This is a genomic window from Polyangium jinanense, from assembly GCF_028435265.1.
GTDB classification, from domain to species: domain Bacteria; phylum Myxococcota_A; class Polyangia; order Polyangiales; family Polyangiaceae; genus Polyangium; species Polyangium jinanense.
Genome location: NZ_JAGTJK010000020.1, coordinates 15,093 through 32,176 on the forward strand (window position 1 = coordinate 15,093; position 17,084 = coordinate 32,176).

The 17,084-nt window shown below is 70.8% G+C and carries 11 protein-coding genes; 1 reads left to right on the top strand and 10 read right to left on the bottom strand.

All coding sequences use genetic code 11. The features are described from left to right. Window positions 1-34: 34 nt before the first annotated feature. Window positions 35-1,039, bottom strand: a complete 1,005-nt coding sequence (locus KEG38_RS29780) for an aspartate-semialdehyde dehydrogenase (RefSeq protein ID WP_272423292.1) — start codon at window positions 1,037-1,039, stop codon at window positions 35-37. 203 nt (window positions 1,040-1,242) lie between these two features. Between KEG38_RS29780 and KEG38_RS29785 the strand changes: the two genes are divergently transcribed. Next, window positions 1,243-4,350 carry a hypothetical protein gene (locus KEG38_RS29785; protein WP_272423293.1) on the top strand — a complete coding sequence of 1,036 codons (3,108 nt, stop codon included), beginning with the start codon at window positions 1,243-1,245 and terminating at the stop codon, window positions 4,348-4,350. Window positions 4,351-4,474: 124 nt separating this feature from the next. Here the strand turns inward: KEG38_RS29785 and KEG38_RS29790 are convergent, their stop codons facing one another. From KEG38_RS29790 to KEG38_RS29830, 9 genes are all read right to left on the bottom strand, one after another. Next, window positions 4,475-5,212 (bottom strand): class I SAM-dependent methyltransferase, encoded by a 738-nt coding sequence (locus KEG38_RS29790; RefSeq protein ID WP_272423294.1) that lies wholly within the window; start codon window positions 5,210-5,212, stop codon window positions 4,475-4,477. Between the two features lie 11 nt (window positions 5,213-5,223). Continuing rightward, a complete protein-coding gene (gene tsaA, locus KEG38_RS29795; protein ID WP_272423295.1) occupies window positions 5,224-6,078 on the bottom strand; it encodes a tRNA (N6-threonylcarbamoyladenosine(37)-N6)-methyltransferase TrmO in 855 nt (284 codons plus the stop codon). A gap of 38 nt (window positions 6,079-6,116) precedes the next feature. Next, the gene (locus tag KEG38_RS29800; protein ID WP_272423296.1) at window positions 6,117-9,173 is read right to left on the bottom strand and encodes an alpha/beta hydrolase; all 3,057 of its coding nucleotides are present in this window, start codon (window positions 9,171-9,173) and stop codon (window positions 6,117-6,119) included. A 48-nt stretch (window positions 9,174-9,221) separates the two neighbouring features. After that, on the bottom strand, window positions 9,222-10,868 hold the full coding sequence (locus KEG38_RS29805; protein WP_272423297.1) for a hypothetical protein: 1,647 nt from the start codon (window positions 10,866-10,868) through the stop codon (window positions 9,222-9,224). A gap of 65 nt (window positions 10,869-10,933) precedes the next feature. Beyond that, entirely contained in the window at window positions 10,934-13,276 is a 2,343-nt protein-coding gene (locus tag KEG38_RS29810; RefSeq protein WP_272423299.1) for an HAD family hydrolase, read from the bottom strand. Window positions 13,277-13,461: 185 nt separating this feature from the next. Continuing rightward, a complete protein-coding gene (locus tag KEG38_RS29815) occupies window positions 13,462-14,106 on the bottom strand; it encodes a hypothetical protein (protein WP_272423300.1) in 645 nt (214 codons plus the stop codon). A 227-nt stretch (window positions 14,107-14,333) separates the two neighbouring features. Further along, a complete protein-coding gene (locus KEG38_RS29820) occupies window positions 14,334-15,428 on the bottom strand; it encodes a hypothetical protein (protein ID WP_272423301.1) in 1,095 nt (364 codons plus the stop codon). Window positions 15,429-15,657: 229 nt separating this feature from the next. Further along, window positions 15,658-16,449, bottom strand: a complete 792-nt coding sequence (locus tag KEG38_RS29825; RefSeq protein ID WP_272423302.1) for a CPBP family intramembrane glutamic endopeptidase — start codon at window positions 16,447-16,449, stop codon at window positions 15,658-15,660. 26 nt (window positions 16,450-16,475) lie between these two features. Beyond that, window positions 16,476-17,078 carry a DUF6892 domain-containing protein gene (locus KEG38_RS29830; RefSeq protein WP_272423303.1) on the bottom strand — a complete coding sequence of 201 codons (603 nt, stop codon included), beginning with the start codon at window positions 17,076-17,078 and terminating at the stop codon, window positions 16,476-16,478. Window positions 17,079-17,084 lie beyond the last annotated feature (6 nt).

Genomic DNA, 17,084 nt, shown 5'->3' on the forward strand with positions numbered 1-17,084 from the left:
ACCCTACCACGGGAGCCTGCCCCGCCGGCCAGCCTCAGCCGACGAGCCGCTCCGCGATCTGCACCGCGTTCAGCGCCGCGCCCTTCCGCAGATTGTCCGCGACGATCCACAAGTTCAGCGCCCCCGGCACCGCGAGGTCGTCGCGCACGCGGCCGACGAAGACGTCGTCCGTGCCGGCCGCCTCGCGCGGCTGCGGGTGCTTGCCGGGCGCGTAGGGCTCGTCGAAGAGGCGGACGCCCGGGGCACGGCGGAGCAGCTCGCGCGCCTCGGCCGCCGTCATCGGGCGGTGGAACTGCGCGTGCACGGCCTCGCTGTGGCCCGTGACGACCGGGACGCGCACCGTCGTCGGCGTCACGCCGATCTCCGGATCGCCCAGGATCTTGCGCGTCTCGTTCACCATCTTGAGCTCCTCCTCCGACCAGTCGGGCAGGCTCCCCGCCTTCCAGTCCATGAGGAGGTTGCCCGCGAGCGCGCCCGGAAAGACGTTTCCGACTGGCTCGCCGCCGGCCGCGAGCTCGCGCGTCTGCGAGATGAGCTCGTCCATCGCCGCGTGGCCCTTGCCGCTCGCGGCCTGATACGTCGAGACCACGACGTGCTTGAGCCGCGCCGCGGCGTGGAGCGGCCCGAGCGCGACGACCATCTGGATCGTGCTGCAGTTCGGGTTCGCGATGATGCCCTTCGGGCGGTTCTTCGCGGCGTCCATGTTCACCTCGGGCACGACGAGGGGGCAGTCCGGATCGCCGCGCCACGCGCTCGAGTTGTCGATGACCACCGCGCCGCGCGCGGCCGCGAGCGGCGCGAGCTCGCGCGCGGCGGCGGCGCCGGCGCTGAAGAGCGCGATGTCCACGCCGTCGAAGGCTTCCGCGCACGCGAGCTTCACTTCGAGCTCGCCGCCGCGGAAGGGGACGCGGCTACCCGCGGAGCGCGCCGAGGCGAGGGCGCGCACTTCGGTCGCCGGAAAGCGCCGAAGCTCCAGGGTCCGCAACATCTCCCGCCCCACGACGCCCGTGGCGCCCACGACAGCAACGACGCACGACATGTGCCCGCTATAGCGCCCGGCGCGCGGTCCGCGCAAGAACGCTGCGCCTCGGCGGGCCGCGCGCTAGCAGGCTGTCGAGAAACGCCGCGAGCGCCCTGGAGCTAGGGAGGAGGACGCAGGAATACGAGAGTATTCCGAGGACGACGACCGACGATCCAGGGCGCGCAGCAAGTTTCTCGACAGCCTGCTAGCATGCTTGCGTGATGCGAGGCCCCTCCCGCGTTTCGACGTGCCTCCTCGCGCTCCTCGCGCTCGCGCCGCTCACGTCGCTCACCGCGACAGGCTGCAAATCGGGCGCCTCGGGACGCGCAGCGCAGGGGGCTCCTGCACCCACCACGAACACGGCGGCCGTCCCGGAAAAGCTCGTCCCGATGGTCTCGCCGTCGCGGCTCTTGCCCGACGTGCGCGGCGATCGCGGGTTCGTCACGTACGACGCGGGCGCGCGGCGCGTGCTCGTCGATCGCATGCGGCTCATCGTGTACGAGGACGGAACGACGGAGCGGGCGAACGAGCTCTTGCCGCTCGGTCACGTGAACTCCGTGGCGCTGCCGAGTCGGCTCGGCGGCGGCTTCGTCTTCCACGCGACCTCGGGCGGCGGCACGCAGCTCTGGCGGGCGTCGTCCTGGCTCGGAAAGCTGCGGCCGCTCGTGCAGTTCTCGTCGACCACGAGCGACGTCGTGCCGGGGTTCGACAGGCTCTATCTGCGGCTCACCTCGAACGGAAAGCTCGTCGCGGTCGATCCCGAGTCCGGCGAGGTGCGCTCGCTCGCGCCGCTTCCGCCGGCCGCGGCGTATGGCGGGCTCGCGTTTGCCGACGGGTTTACGGGGGTCGTCGACGCCGATCTGCGCGGCGTGCTCGCCACCTTCGACGCGGGCGCGACATGGAGGCCGCTGCATCTCCCCGAACGTCCCGCGGCGATCTCGGTCGTGGGCGGCGAGCCGACGATGTTCGTGGTAGGCGGGAAGTACGTGCTCGATGCGCGCGGCAACCTGACCTACCGCGCAAACCAGATCGCGACGGACGACGAAGGCGATGTGACCACGCCGGCCGCGCCAAAAGGTCCGTTCGGGAAGAAGGTGCTGCGCGCGGCCGTGGAAGACGGTTTTCCCGACACGCCGCGCACGGCCGTCGTCGCGCGGGCCGGGGCGCTCGCGCGCGTGTCGCTCGACAAGGGCACGATCGTCGATCTGAACCTCACGGCGTTCCCCGAGCGCGAGGCGAACTGCCACGCGGTGCGCCTCGGCGCCTCGTACGGGTTCGTCTGCGGCGAGCGCGAAGGGCCGACGAACGTGTACGCGTTCGTTCCGCCGCTCGCGATGCAGAAGGTGCTTTCGTTCAAGGGCCCGCGGTTCGTTTCGGCGAACGGCGCAGGCGCGCTCGTGGTGCGCGGGACGTGCGGGGACAGCGCGGACGAGGCGCGCGCGCCGGGCGCGAAGGCTGTAAGCGCGGCGAGCGACGCGGGCACGCGCGTGTACTGCGTGCGCGCGGCGAGCGGGGCGACGCGCGAGGTGCGGGTGAAGGGGGATCTCGGGGTCGAGCGGGTCGTGGCGCTCTCGGACGAGCGGGTCGCGATCCTGGTGCCGCCGCGCGCAGGCAGCACGGGGCAGCTCACGATCCTGAAGGGCGCGGAGATGACGAACGTGCCGCTCGTGTTGCCGCAGAAGCCACGCAGCGTGGCGCGCGAGCTCCGGCGCGGGATGTGGCTCGAAGGGTTCGAGGAGCGCGAGCCCGGTGTGCTCGGCGGCTGGGTCGAGGCAGGCGGGCCCGTCATTGGCGTGCGCGTAAAACTCGACGGCACGGTGACCGCGGGCGAGGCGCGCGACAACGAGAACGGCGTGGTGATCTCGGGTCGGTTCGCACTGTCGCCGGGCGACGGCGGGCGCGCAGCGGAGTCGATCGACGGGGGCATGACGTGGAAGGTCTTCGACCTGCCCGAGCACGACGTGGAGCCGGGCGACGCGCCGACGCGCGCCTGCGGGCCCGTGGGATGTGTGCTCGCGGGCTGGATCCGCGTGGGCTGGGGCAAACCCGCGATCTCCGGGGATCTCGGCTCGGCCGAGGCGCCGCCGTCGCTCTACGTGCCGGTGAAGACGACGCCGACGGTGCGCGTCTCGTGCGCGCCCGCGGGCAAACCCGTCACCGAGCCGCTCCCGGACAAACCCGCGAAGAAGGAAGTTGCAGCCGCGTCTCCGCCGCCGGGTACGTTCGGCATGGGCGGCTTCGGCGGCTTCGGGCGCATGCCGCCGCAGCCGCAGAAGACGCCCTGGAGCACGTTCCGCAACCTGCCCGCGCCGGCACTGGAGAAGGACGAGCTCGGGATCGACAACGGCGCGCCTTACGATCTCGTGAGCCTGCGCGCGTACGCGTGGGGCAAGAAGGGCTCGGACTGGTCGCGCACGGGGCATTTCCTGGTGCGGTTCGACGATCGCTTCGATCCCGCGGGCGGTGTTCGATCCACGGCGACGAGCGCGCCGCCGTGGCCCGACGAGACGTCGACGGCCGAGGGCATGGGCGTCGGCTCGTACCCGCTCGCGTCGTGGGGATCATTCCTCGATCCGACCGGCCGGCACGCGCTCGCGCACGTCTGTCGAGGCACGAGCTGCTCGCTGCTCGCGGCGAGCGAGGGGCAACCGGTGCTGCTGTTGCGGGACGCGGCGGGGCGCACGACGGGGTTCGCGAGGCCGCTGCCGCAGGGCGCGGTGCGGCTCGGCGAGAGCTGGTTCCTCCTCGTGCAGGGCACGTCCTACGACACGGTGACGCTGCATCGCGTGGATCTCGGCGTCATGCGTCTCGTGACGTCGTTCTACCGGCCGAGCCCCTCGCGGTACGCGCTGCCGGAGCCGCCGCGGCTCGTGCGTCGCGCGCTGGGGACGGGCCTCGGGCTCCTCGTCACGAGCATCCCGGATCCGGGAGATCGCTTCGGCGGGATGTACGTGCACCCGCTCGATCCAGAGACAGGCGCAGTGGGCGAGCCAATCGCGCTCGGCAAGCGGGATCTCGGCGGCATGCTGCCGCCGCGCTGCGCAGAAGGTCAGGACGGCTGGATCATGGACACGTCGCTCGACGCGTCACCCGCGGTGGAAATCCCGGGCGGGCGAGCTTCGCTCGACTCGCTCGAGATGCGGCTGCGTGTCGATCCGGGATCGGTGTGCGTGGAGGGCATCGCGGCGCGTCTCGACGGGACATTCGTGCCAGACAAGGAGACGAAGGCGCCGCCCGCGGACAAAGCGCCGCCGGTCGGGACAGTGCCGCTCGCAGCGACGGAGCGATCGACGGGGCGGCGGTGGAACTTCGCCTGCAGTCGGCGCTGAGGGGAGCGTAGCGCCGGGGTTTCACCCCGGGCCCGACCAGGGGCTGTCCGCCCCTGGACCCGGACCAGGGCACAGCCCTGGACCTCGGGTGCATCGACCGCGATGCGGTCGATGCAGAGGCGATTCAGGGCTTTTTCGCGATCACGATGTACTGGTCGGGCAGGGTCTCCTGGATGACCTCGCCCTTCAGGCCCGCGGCCTCGAGCTCGGCGAGCATCGCCGCCGGCGTGATGCGGTGCTCCTTCGGCGGGCCCTTCGTGGCCTCCATCGTGAAGTCGACGATGACGAGTAGTCCGCCCGGCTTGAGGCCGTCTTTGATCTTCGCGGCGTAGTCCTTCCGCCCGTCGATGTGGTGCCACGTGTCGACGATGAGCACGCGATCGACCGTGCCCTGTCCAAGCCCCGGATCCGAAAGCCCGACCTGACGCGCCTCGACGTTGTCGAGCTTCTCTTTCACCACGCGCTCGCGCAGGTAACGCACCATGTCGGCCTCGACGTCGAGGGCGAGCACCTTGCCGCTCGGCCCGACAGCACGCGAGAGGTGCGGCTCGAAGTACCCCGTGCCCGCGCCGATGTCCGCGACGACGAGGCCCGGCGTGATGCGCATCGCGGCGACGACCTCGGCCGGCTTCTGCCACGCGTCGCGCGCCGGATCATCGAACTCCTTGGCCCAGTCCTCGGCCTTCTCGAAGCGATGCACGAGCGGACCGCCATGCCCATGATGGCCGCCGCCATGCGCGGTATGCCTCGCGACGAGCTCGTCATGCGGCATCGTCTCCGCCGTGCTGTACACAGGCTTCGGGGGAGGTTCGCTCGCACAGGCGACGACGGGAAGCAGGAGGAGACAAAGGTAGGGCCGCATCGGACGATGCGTTAGCACGCCGCTGGTTCCCCGCCTGGGGGAAAGCGGGCGTTGAAGGCGCGATGGATGGCGACCGCAGGATCGTCGGAGAGCGCGAGATCCCGCTCGCGGTAGCCAGTCCCGATCGAGAGGACCGTGACGTCACGGCGCTCGACCCGGAACCGGATGCGGAAGTCCTTGTGCGCGAGTTGCAAAGTTCCATCCGGCAAGGCGCGGATGCGGCGGTACGGGTGCGGCTGCGGACCGAGGCGGAGCGTGTGCGTGACAGGCGCGACGAGATCAATGCCGTGTTCGTCCTTCAGATACGCGGCCTGCTCCGCGGCGTGCGGACTCCACGTGACGGAAAAACCCGGCTCGGGATCCGCCGGTGCCTCGCCCGTGCTCTCGTTCTCCCCGGCGAGCGGTTCGAGCCAGCCCGTGCGCGCGCCGGGGCGCGCCTCCGCGTAGGGGATGTACGGCTTGATGTCGAGCACGGGGCTCTCGTCGATCATGTCCACGTCGCGCACGTGGATCACGAGGCCCTCGACGGAGACGAGCCGCACGAGCGAGAGGCCGATGGGGTTCGGCCGGTGCGGCGATCGTGTGGCGAGCACGCCGCGGCGCTGGCCAGCGCTCCGCGGGGGCAAAACCTTGGGCCTCCAACCTTTGTTCAGATGGAAGCAGAAGATGACCCAGAGGTACTCCCAGCCTTCGAGGTCGCTCACGGCGTGCTCGAGCCCGCGGCCGGCGGCGAGCTCGATGCGGCCCTCCGCGCCCTCCGAGGCGTGCGGCTGGCGTGGCGTGCTCACACGATCGGGGAAGGGCGTGCGCAGGATCCCGATCGGCGTGAACGAGAGCGGCTGGAGGCGGGGATCGTCGGGGGACAAGCGCTCCGCATTTGGGATGCGGAGCGCCGGATGTCAATTCACTCGGTCCACATCGACTCGGACTCGCCCATCGTGCGGTAGTTCGAGTCGATGTGGTTCATGAGCTCGAGCCACCACGACTCGAGCTTCGCGCCGCTCTGGAGCGGGCTCTCGCCGAAGAACGTGCCGCGGATGCACTCGGCCTTGCCGTCCGGACCGACGCGGCAGCGGCCGTCGACGAAGACGAGGATCATCTTCGGCAAGCGGCTCTCCATGCTGTTCGTCGGCGCGTTCATGAACGTCTTGATCAAGGTCGCCGCCGCGACGAGATCCTTCGGCTCCTGGCCGTAGCCGTGCAGCGCGTAGACGACCGGGTAGCGCCGATCCTTCTGATCCTTGTGCGCATACCCGGGCGGCAGCGCCACGCTGACCGGGCCGACGCGGCCGAGCGTCGATTTGAACTCGAACGAACAGGCGCCCTGGACCTCGCACGGCTCGGCCTCCGGATCCGCGTCGTCGTTGCTCTCGAGGACGAGCGTGCGCAGCTCCGGATCGGGCCAGCGCGCGCCGATGAAGTAGAGCGCGCTCTGCAAGCGGGCGACGAGCTCGTTCGCCGTGCCCACGTGCTGGCCGCTGCCGCTCTCGACGTCCTCGGCCGTCGGATCGAGCTTGCCGTACCGCTGGAGCACGATGCCCGGCAGATCCTCGTAGGGCACGCGCGAGGGTGCGTAGCTGTTCAGGTTGCCCGGCGTGAGCTCGGGGTGCTGCGTGAAGTCCGAGAAGTACGTGACGTTGCGCCTGCGCGCGCCGAACGCGCCCGCGAGGTGCTGCGCGCTGACCGCGAAGTTGAAGAGGTCACGCGTGCCGCCGTCGGTCCACACGTCGATGCGACGCAAGGCCGCGTCGTCGAGCTCGCCGCCGGGCGGCGCGTCGCGCGTGATGCGATGCACGATCGAGTGCGCGTCGCGCTCCCAGAAGCGATCGAGCCCGCTCGCGACCGTGAACTTCCCGTCGCCCTCGCCGACGTCGTAGCCGTCGCCTTCCTTTTGCCAGCCGCCCGGCGGCTGCTGCTTCGTGCTGGGCACGCCGTCGAGGCCCACGTCCTGGAAGGGCTCGCCGTCGTCGAAGCGCATGTTGCGCTCGGTGCCGCCCGGGTTGTACTGCGCGTCGTAGTCGTCGCCGGCCGGATCCTCGTTCACGCCGGCCATGTAGCCGGGCTCCTGGGTGCTCGGGATCCCGTCCTTGCCGACGTCGTCCCAGGGCTCGTGGCCGGCGCGGATGATCGGCTCGAGCTCGTCGCGCTTGCCGTTGCCGTTGTAGTCGACCGCGAGCGCGAGCTCGAGCGGGTAGCTGTTGCCCTCGGGGGTCCACCAGTTCGAATACGGCGTGCGCTCCTCTTTCTGCGGCGAGCCGTCGCAGACCGTGATCACCGGGAAGGTGCCGTCGGGGTTGAACTCGTCGTCGAAGTAGTTCGTGAGCGTGAGCGTGTTCGCGCAGCGCTCCGTCGGGCAGTTCTGCGCGAGCTCTTCCTGCTTGTCCTTGTCCGGCCCGTCGAGCGGATCGACCCACATCGCACACTCGTCCGTCGGCCGACCACCGGTCTGGCTCGCGTCGTTCGGACGAACGCCCGCGGGCAGGTTCTCCGCGCCGGGCGTGAGGTTCTCGCCGTTCGGGTTGCCGAACATCGCGGCGAGGTCGCGGAAGATCTGCACGTAGGCCTCGCGGCTGAAGCTGCCGCCCGTGCCGTTCCGCGGGTACTCGAACCACCACTGGTTGAAGACCTGCGTGTGCTCGTACGGGTCGCGCGGCGGCAGCATCCACGCGCACTTGCCGGGCGATCCGTCGATCACGCCGATGCACGTCTCGTCCTGTGCGCACTCGGCGTTCGTCTGGCAGAGCGTGGGCTCGAGGTTGATGTCGCCGAGGACCGTGCCCTTCTGGATCGGCCGGAATCCGCCGACGTAGTGGCGTTTGACCGCGTCGAGCATCCACGTCCAGTCGACCGGGCCGCCGAGCGGGGCGAGGGCGTCGAAGAGGTTGTGGTGGCGCATGCCGAACATGGCCGTGCCGCCGCCGCCCATGGAAACGCCGAGGATCGCGCGGTGCGTGAGCCTGCGCGGGAAGGCGTTCGTGCCCGCGTCCTCCGTCACGACGGCCTGGTAGGTGCCGAGCCGCGGCGCCTTGAACGAGAGCGCCCATCCGTCGCCCATCTTCACGATGCGAGCATCCGTGACGGGGACGACGCGCGGCTCCTTGAAGGCCGGGCCGGAGTACGAGACGGCGAGGTGCCGGAGGCGCGCTTTGTCGGGCAAACGCGCGGGGTTCACGGGGATGGTCATCGGCACGTCACGCTGGAACTTGGAGGTGACGGGGCCGAACGTGACCGCGGGGCCGAGGGCCGTGTAGCCCGCGGGCGGCTTCGTGTCGCCGCAGGCGATCGTCGCGTCGAACTTGGGGACGCTCCAGAGGTAGCTGCCGCTGTTCGGGTTGCTCGCGCGCTCGGGCAGGCCAAGGCTCGCCGCGGCAAGGCTGCCCTTCGCGGTGATCGTCGTGCCGCCCTCGACGGAGCCCGCCGCGCCGTCGCCGGCCGCGCAGGTGAGATCCGCGGTGCCAGACGTGTCGAGGACCTCGACTTCGAGCGTGGCCTCAGCCTCGGTGCCGTCGCCGCGGGGGAGGAAGGCCTTCACCGTGGCACTGCCGCCCGCCTTGCCAGCGACGACCGCGACGTCGACGCCGGCCTTGTACAGGTCGAGCGTGTCGTCCTTCGGCGCGGGCGTGATGTCCGCGCTCGAGGTCTCGAAGCGGATGGCGGTCTTCGTGCAGAAATCGGGCTCGGCGACGACGCGGACCGACCGCGACGCGCACGTCGCGCCGTCCGCGCACTTCGCGAGGAACACCCGGCTCGGCTCGAAGCGCAGCTTGACCACGTCGGGCGACGGCGCCGAGCAGAAATCACCCGGCCGGAGCGTCGGGTCCGTGCCGCCGGAGGTCGTGCCCGGCGTGGTTTCGGTGGTGCAGCTCGGCGCGGCGACGGCGCCGATCGCGCCGAGCAGCGCGAGGACAAACGCCGCGCGTGTGCGCGTGGAAGAAAAGCCCCGTAGGCGAGCGGTCGTCATGGGGACGGGAGGATACCGAAGCCGCGCGCCGCTCGCGATGGCCGTGAATCAGGGCTCGGGCGCTCCCGGCTCGGGCGCCGGCTCGGGCGCCGGCTCGGGAGGCATCTCTTCGCCGAGGTCGGGAAGCACGCCCGTGACCGGAGCCTTATCGATCGGCGCGACGATCACGCCGTCGGTCACGCTGCCGAGCCACGAGCCCTGGAGCGAGACGGGCACCGCGATGTCGTCGACCTTCGCGCCCGCCGCCGCGAAGATCTGGATGAGGCCGATTTTTCCCTCGATGGCAGAACCATCCTGGGCCGCGTCCCAGCGCGCGGTGAGCGCCTCCTGACAGAGGCCCGCGAGGCACGTGGCGTCGCAGGTCCCGAAGCCGCCGAGGGCTTGGCCGAGCGCGTCACAGGCCGCGATCGTCGCGAGCGCGTCACCCATCGTGCTGCCTTCGGGCGCGCCTTCGAGCGCCGCGCTCTTGCAAGCGCCGCCCACGTAACGCGTGGGCAGCCAGAAGATCTCGCCGCTCGTGGAGATGGTGTCGCCCGGCTCGGACGCGATCTTCACGAGGTGTGTGCCCGGCATGCCGGCTTCGTCGGCCGGAACGACGCCGAAGCGGCTCGGCGAAAAACTCCCGTACCCGGGCACGGCCGTGATCGCGGTGAGGCGCCCCGCGAGCTCGGTCGGCGGCGCGGCGGTGCCCTTCTGCAGGAAGCCTTCGAGCGCCGCGCGCAGCGACATCGGCTGCGCGGCGAGGTGATCCTTCGTGATCGTGTCCCAGCCGCTCGCCGCGCGAGCGTCGGCGAAGAGCACGGCATCTTGCGCGGACACGCGCGCGGCCATGTCGTCGAGCAGCACGCTGGCCATCTCGATCTCCGCGGGCGAGAACCTGTCCAGCAAGCTCTTGCCCGCCGCCGTCATCATCGAGAGGAACTGCGCCTGTGCGGGCACGAAGGTGAGCGTCACGTCGAGGTCGGTCTTGCCGACGACGATGGGTTTGTCGATGACGTTGACCTTGATCGTCTGCGTCGTGCCGGCGAGGAGGCCACTCGCCGTCGCGCAGCCCCAGGCGAAGTGGCCGGCGCGCACCGAGACCGCGATCGTCGGGCCGACGGGCGCTTTCTCCACGAGCAGCTGCGCGTCGACGGGCGCGCTGCCCACGAAGTCAGCCGGGGCGTTTTCCGGCAGGAGCGGCGCGACCGCCTCGCACGTCGAACGCGGCAGCACGCTGACCGTCCACTCCGTGACCTCGCGTTTGCCCTTGTACTGCGGCAAGACCTCGAGCGTCGCGAAGCCGTCGCCGCTCACCGTGACCGGGAGATCGGCCGCGGGTCCGTCCTTGATCCACGCGCGAAGCCGGTACGCCGTCGCCTTGTTCGGCGCGCGCATCGTCACCGTCGCGGCGCCCTCCGCGTCCATCGGCGCGGCCACGCGATCGAGCGTCGCGTCGAGCGAATCGCCGAGCAGGACGAACCTGACCTCGTCCGACGACGGCGGCTCCGTGCGCACCGTGATCGTGGCCATTTCACGCATGCCGAGCGTGAGAGGACCCTCGTTCGTGAAGATGAGCTGCGTCTTGGGGGCTGGCTCGACGGGCGGCGACCAGGGCGTCTCCGCGCTCTTCGCTTCCTCCGCAGAGCAGCCGAAAAGGGCCGGCCCCGCCGTGGCGAAGAGGACAAACCAGGTAAGTCGAGAAAGAAAGCGCATCGGGGGGGAGTTTACCCCGGAACGATGCCGGCGGCGACCTCTCTCTCGTACGATCGCCAGGTTTTTCAGGGCGGGAGGGGCACCCGGTCTGTCCGGACGTGCGCGAGAGCGCCCGCGGCGGGCAAACCCGGAGGCGCCGAGGTCTTCCCAGGTAGCCCGGGCGAAACCAGGAGGCGCGCCGCGTTCCCGCACAGGATCAAGGCCTCGCCGAACGCGAGGCCCGCCGCGACGAGCGGGCTCAAAACGCCCGCCGCGCAGAGCGGGATGACGGCCGCATTGTAGACGACGGAGACGAGGAGGCTCTGCCTCAGGGTCGCACGCAACGCGCGCGCGAGGTCGACGAGCCACGCGATGGTCTCCAGGCGGTCGTCCGAGAGCACGAGGGGCGCCGGTACCGCCACGGGCAAGGCGCCCGGGGCGACGGCGAGCGAGACGTCCGCCGGGCACTTTTTCGTGCGGTCTTCCTGGCCGTCGCTGATGTGGAGGACTCGCGCGCCGGCCTGCTGGAGGTCACGGACGTGTAGGGCTTTCTCCGTAGGGCCGAGGCCGCCGAGCGCGGGCACGCCGAGCCGGTGCGCGAGCGCGAGCGTCGCGTCGGGGCCGTCGCCGCTCACGAGCCGGCAGCCGAGGCCGCGCTGAAAGAGCGCGCGGAACGCCTTCTCCGCCCCCACCCGCGGCGGATCCCAGAGCTCGAACCAGGCCTCGACGGTGCCGTTTCGACGGACGCACACGACGCTCGCACCCTCGCGCGCGTCCGGGGGCAGGGGATCGCCGGGGCGCGCGGCCGAGACTTCCACGAGCGCGCCACGCGCCCGGCCGACCACGCCGTCGGGGCGCACGTCCGGGGTCTCGTCGAGCGGGCCCGGACGCACGCCGGCCACGGCGAGGTGATGCGCGATGGCGCGTCCTGCCCGGTGCGACGCGCAGGCTTCTAGCGCGGCCACGTCTTCGAGGAGCGAGATCTCCGGGAACTCGCGCCACGCGAGGCGCGTGACCCGCGGCGTGCCCAGCGTCACGGTGCCCGTCTTGTCGAAGCAGGCGACCGTGGCGGTGGCGAGGCCTTCGAGCGCCGCCGGATCCTTGACGACCACGCCAGCCGCGCGCGCCCGCAGGACGGCGATGGTCCGCGCGGCCGGCAGCGCGATCAGGAAGGCCGCAGGCGAGGCGCCGATGAGCACCGCGATCGCCGTGAGGTAGCCGTCGGGGTGGAACGGGCCGCGGCCGAGCAGCGCGTGCACGACGAACGCGAAGCCGGCGAACGAGACGGACGCGACCGACAGCGCGAGCGAGGCGATGTGCGCGAACGATTTCCCGCTGCGTTGCCGCGCGTCGCGCTCGATCCGCAGGGCGGCGCGATGCACCTCGGCGTCGGCCGCGGCGGCGACCTCCGACGAGGGCGCGCGCGCCACGCGGCCCGTGACCTCGCTCGAGAGGAGCCGCGCGCCGGTCTCGACGATCTCTCCGCCGGCCCGATCCTCGGCGCGGCCCTCCGGCAGGGCCACGCGCGCCGCGCTCTCGAGGACGATCTCCACGGGCGCGATGTCGCCTTCGCCAAGGCGCACGCGGTCCCCGGGCGCGAGCAGGGCGCACGCGACGCGCTCGTCCACGCCGTTCGCGCCCACGCGGCGCACGCGGGCCTCGCGGGCCGACGCCGCGTGCGAAAGGCTCCGGAAGGCCCGCGTGAGGAGCGCCGTGTGCGCGTAGAGGCCGAGGATCGAAAAACCGAGGATCGCGCCGGACGCCTCGAACGCCGCGAGCGAGAGGCCGTCGAGCTCGAGCCCGAACCGCGCGAGCTTCTCCAGGATGGAGGCGGCGCGGTTCGGATCGAACAACATCGCGATGACGCCCAGGGCGAGCGCGAGCGTGGCGCAGGCCAGCGTGACGATCTCGGTACCGAGGACGCCGCGGCGAACGAGGGCGCGGGCGCGATGGTAGAGGGGCGGTCCGGCCACGGCGAACAGGAGCAACGTGAAGCCGAGCTCGACCCAGGCGATTTCCCGCTCGGGGGCGCGTGTGGGCCGCCACGAGGCGAGGGCGATGAGGTTCGCGAGGAGCGCGACGACGAGGCCGAACCGTCCGGCGTCGAGCCGCGCTCGTTCGCTCGGTGGTGCGCCCGTGGCGGCCGTGAGCGTGAAGCCGCGCTGGGTCATGGCCTGGGTGATCTCGCGCTCGCTCGTGACCCGCACGTCGTAGATGGCCTGGGCGATCTCGCCGAAGAAGCCGACGGACGCCGCGCGGACGCCGGGCAGCGCGCGCAAGGCTTGCTCGGCGTGCCGGGCGCAACTCCGGCAGGAGAGGCCTTCGACGTGGAAGGTCGCTTCGTGCTCGAACGCGGGCCGCCCGCGGCCGCCCTCGCGTCCGGGACGAGCGTCTCCATCGACCAGCGCAGTGGGGAAGGATTTATGCATCGTCGCCGCGAACCGGAGTCGCCCGGTGCGCTAGCGAACTTCGGGCCGACCGGCTCGGGCAAGTCGTGCACGGGCCGACGGCGGTAACACCGCGTAATTGCGGAAAATGGCGACGGGAAGGGAGAACGTGGAGGGCCGCCGGGACGATGGGCGGCGAGGCGGGGGGATCCGACCCTGGCGGATCGTTACTTCTTGTAGATCTGGGCGGCGGCGAGGCCGGCGCCGCGGGTGGCCTTCACGATGACCTTGCCGGGGCCGCCGATCGGCAGCGGGTTCTTGAAGCAACCGTTCGCCTTGCCGCCGAGGATGGCCGTGGCGCCCTGGCCGTTGCTCTGGGCGAGGACCTGGGGGGGCAGGGGGGCGGCGTGGAGGACGAGCTGCACGTCGAGCTGCTGGATGCCGACGCCGGAGGCGATGACCGAGTAGCACTTGCCGGCCTCGATGTTGATCGCCTGCTCGAGGACCTGGCCCTCCTGGAACTGGGCGGCGAAGGGCTGGCCGTCGGCCTGCATGCCGGGGGCCTCCGAGGCGGCGAGGCCCTGGAGCGCGAGCGTGGCGACCTGCGCGGCCGCGGGGGCGATCGGCGTGGCCGGAGCGCCAGCCGAGGCGCCCGTCGTCCCCGTCGGGGCGGGGGTCGTCGCGGCGGGGGCGGGCGTCGTCACGGCGGGGGCGGGCTGCTGGTACTGGTTCGGATTGTACGCGCCGGGCTGCTGGCCCTGGGCGTACTGGTTCTGCTGCGAGGGGTCGTTCGGGTCCGGGGTGTCGCTGCCGCCGCAGCCGACGGCGAACAGGCCCAGCAGGGCCACGGGGAGGATCATCGAGAGGCGCATGGGTTGGCTCCTTGGAAATCTATGCTGCCGTGGTTCGGGAGCGCGGCGGCGTCGCCGCACCTCGGAAGACGCTCGGGGCCGACGCTGCGGCTCACCGATGCTTGGGCTTTAAGACGGCCCAGGCGTCCGCTACTTACACCGAATTCGTGCTGTGAGGGGAGGGGTTTGGAGGCCGAGTTCGTCGCAGAACTGTGCTCGGGGCCGAGAGGTCTCGGCCCCGGCCGGTTTCACTTGGGCACCTTGATGCAGCAACCCGTGGTGCAGTAGTAGCCGATGGCGCAGGGCTCCTGGCCGGCCAGGCCGCAGGGCTGCTCGCCACCGGGGCACTGCTCGGAGGGCGGGTTGCCCGCGTCCGTGCCGCCCATGCCGCCCATGCCGCCGCCGCCGTCGACGCCCGCGTCCGGGGGCGGCGGGAAGCACTCGGGCGGCAGGGTGTCCTTGCCGATGCAGAGCTCGCACTTCCCGCATTCGTTGTAGCAGGCGCCCTTCACCTGGGTGCACGGGGCGCAGCTCTTCGGATCGTCGAGCTTATCGAGCGTGCAGGCGAAGTTGCCGAGGCCATCCTCGGTGCCGAGCCAAACGGGACCGTGCGGCTGTCCATCTTTGTAAAGGACGCAGCAGCCGAAGCAATCGCAGCCGTTCGGGGTGAGCGCCGGGCAGATCTGCTTGCAGGTCTCGGGCTGGTTGTTGAGCAGCTCGTCACAGCTCAGGTTCGTGCCAGGCGTGTTCGCGTTCGCGTTGTACTGGCACTTGTTGCCGTTCCACCACTCCGGGTTGTAGTCGGGCGCGACGGAGAGCGGGTCGCACTGGTGGTTCCAGTAGCACTCGTCGTTGCCCGTGCCGGAGTTCGAATCCCAGAAGCAGTCCGAAACGCACGCCGCGCCGGAGCCGCCGGGGATGCTCACGCCGAGGCCATCCTCGCTGTTGTCGCAGGGGCCGAGGCACGACGGGTCCTGCCAGTCGATGAGGCCGTCGCCGTCGTTGTCGAGCGTGTCGCCGCACTGGTAGACCTGGTTGACGCACGAGGCCATGACGAACCCGCCGTCGAGGCCCCCCCAACCATCCGGGCCGGCGTCCGGGATGTTGCCCGTGCCACCCGACCCGCCCGTATTGCCGCCCGTGCCGCCCGTGCCGCCTACGCCGCCCGCGCCGCCCGTGCTGCCGCCCGCGCCGCCCATGCCGCCGCTGGCGCCCGAACCGCTGGCGCCCGAGCCGCTGGGAGTCTGCGTCTGGGGATCATCGCTACAGCCTACGGCAATGAGGGATGCGACGAGGGGGCTCGCGAGGAGCAAGCCAATTACGCTCTTGGAAAAGGACGGCATGTAAAGTCTCCTTGCCTGAAGCTCTGGCTCCGGGGGGGGCTCGGATTCCCCGGGCCGCGTCCACGGACGAACGAAGCGAAAGCAGAATGCACGAGACGCGCCAGGCAGGCAAGGCATGGAAGAACGCCGAAAGCCCGCATTTCAACGCGGGCGGCCGGCGTGGGTGGTTGCACGAGTGACCAGGTGTTGTCGTCAGTCGGGATTCGCGCGAGGACGGCGCGGGCAGGATTCAGACGAGGTACGAGAGGATGGCCCAGGTGATGTGGAGCATCGCATGGGCGAGCATTGCGGCTTCCAGGCTGCGGCGGAAATAGAGCCAGCCGAAGACGATGCCGGCGATTGCATTCAATACGACGGTCCGCACGACCACGGGCGTCGTGAGCGCAACGATGCTCTGCCCGACGAAGACGGGCAGGTGGGCTGCCCCGAAAACGAGGGCGGCGAGCACGATCGCGGCCCACATCGTCCCCGCGGGAGGGCTGCCCGAGGCCTTCCCGCGGACACTTCCAATGAGCCAGGCGAGAAATGACGCCAGGCCCCAACGATAGATGAGCTCTTCGTTGATTCCCCCGTGAAGGACGTTCATGACCTTCTGATTCAGGGGGAGGTCCTGGAGGATGTAGAGTTTCTGCGCCGTCGCTTCGCCCATGGAGGGGGCGAAGAAGTGGTCGAGGACGAGGAGCACGAGCGCGGTGAGGGCCCCGAGGCCGAGGGCGAGCGGCGCTTCTTTCCAGAATCCCGGAGAAAGCTTCGGTTCACGCGCTGCCCATGCGGCGATGTGGGATCGCAGGTGCAATCGGGGCGCGAAGGCCATCCCGAGCGCGACGCCCAATGCCATGAGGAAGAGGAACTGGAACACCGACGCGACCACGAGCGCGGGCAGCGACCAGCCGTGCGCACCGCCCGTCGTCGCCAATTGCCGGAGCTGTGGGATGTACACGGGGAGCAGGCTGAGGACGCCGACGACCCCCATGCCGAAGAGTACGCCGAACTTCCTTCGTGAATGCTGCCCAGTTGCCATATCGGCTTTCTGGGGCGAGCGGGCGTTCAGCGCAAGACTTCGACCCCACGCGCCGCGAGGCGATCGAGGACCGCGGGGTCGTCGACGGAGCCGAGCCGAACGTCGAGATTCGCGAGCTTGGGGAGCGTTTCCAGGCTCGCCGCGTGCGTCCAATCGCCGGTCAGGGTGAGATCCGTGAGCTTGGCCAGTCCTTCGAGGGGGCGGAGATCGCGGAGCTCGTCGAAAAAGCCGTGGCCGTCGAGGTCGAGTGTCTCGAGGGCCTCGAGCGCGCCGATTCCTGCAAGCGAGCGGAGCGAATAGGCGTCGTCCTCGCCGCCGGTATAGATGCCGGCGCCGTGTTCCATCATCATGTAGATCTCGTTTCCGCCGTCGAAATCGAGCCGCTCGAGCCGCGCGACCTTCTTGCGATCGAGCTTGATCGACTGCAGCCGGGCCATGGCCGCCTGGAGCCGAACCGTATCGTCGTCGCCCTCGATCCCTTCGAGCTTGGCCTCGACCCGCTCCTGATTCACGGCCTCGGCCTCCATCAACGCGCCGAGCACGGCAATGTGCAGGCCGGGATCCGGGAAAACGATGCGGCTCTCGTCCTTGTCCGCGGCCTTCTTCGGCGCGGCTTTTTTCGTGGTCATTCCGGT